The organism is Clostridium sp. (assembly GCF_051650885.1).
In the GTDB taxonomy this organism is placed as follows: domain Bacteria; phylum Bacillota; class Clostridia; order Clostridiales; family Clostridiaceae; genus Clostridium.
Map to the genome: position 1 here is coordinate 1 of NZ_JBOFRG010000165.1, position 1,397 is coordinate 1,397.

The window sequence follows — 1,397 nt, forward strand, 5'->3', positions numbered from 1 at the left end:
CCACAAGTTGGTGTTAATATAGGTACAGTTAAGCCAGATGAAGAGGCAACTTTAATATTTAAAGTATTAGTAGTATCTATAGCAGATAAAGATTTACCACCAACTATAAATGGACTTCCATGTCCATCTCAAACAGGACAAGGTGGACTTTTAGAAAACAAAGCAAAAGTTTGTTATAGATATACAGTAGAGCCTAACAAGCCTTGTGGAGTATCTAAGTGTAATGAAACAAATGTAGATAAAATAAAGATTAATACAGCAATTGTAAGTATTAAGAAAGAAACAAACCCTATATTTGTAGATCTAGAAGATGAAATCAAATTTACTTTAAAGCTTAAAAATACAGGAAATGTTCTAGGTGAAGAAATTATATTAAAAGACATTTTAGATCCATCACTTAAATTTGTAGCAAATTCAGTTAAAATAAATGGTGTTTCACAACCAGGAATAGTTATAACAAATGGAATTTCAGTAGCACCACTTCAACCTGAAGAAGAAACTTTAGTAGAGTTTAAAGCCGTAGTATTTAAAGCTCCTGAAAAAAATGAAATTCAAAATTCAGCAACAGTAGATTATAATTTCCAATTAAATCCTGAAAATGGTGAAAGAGGATATAGTAGTAGCAAGAGCAATGAAACTATTAACTACGTTAATTATGGAAATATCTTTGCTATAAAAGAAGTCGATAAAGAATATGCAACTAGTGGTGAAGAATTAACTTATAAGATAACTATGGTTAATGAAGGAAATACTAGAGTTAATAATGTTGAACTTTATGACACAGTACCTGATGGAACTGTATTAAAACAAGGTTCAGTTATAGTAAATGGTATTCCAAAGATTGGTGCTATTCCTCAATACGGAATATTTATAGGTGCAATGGAGCCTGGTGAAGAAGTTTCTTTAAGCTATAAAGTTTTAATAGACAAAGACATTAAGTCTAAAGAAATTCATAATACTGCAAGGCTTGATTATCAATATACTGTAAATCCAGAAGTGACTAATGGAAAATCTAAAAAAACTGATACTAATGTTGCAATAACTAAAATAAATGATGCAATTATATCAGCAGAGACAGGTAGCTTTACGAAAACTGCATCTAAAGAATTTGTTGATATAGGCGAAAAATTCACCTATACAATCTTAGCTAAAAATATAGGTACAGTTTCGGCTAATAATGTAATAATTAAAGATATTCTTCAAAGCCATATTGAATATGTAAAAGGAACACTTCAAATAAATGGAGTTATAGTTCCAGATTCTAACCTTCAACTTGGAATACCAGTAGGTCTTATAGAGGCTTCAAAAGCTGTAACTATAAACTTTGATGTTAAAGTTATATCTGTTCCAGAGGATGGTAAAATAGAAAATAAATCAAAAATAGAATATAGCTTTGT

General features: G+C 29.6%; 1 protein-coding gene. It reads left to right on the forward strand.

Annotated features, from left to right (window positions below; genetic code table 11):
* The coding region (locus ACRC28_RS08080; protein ID WP_438542947.1) for a DUF7507 domain-containing protein at positions 1–1,397 on the forward strand (1,397 nt) is incomplete at both ends.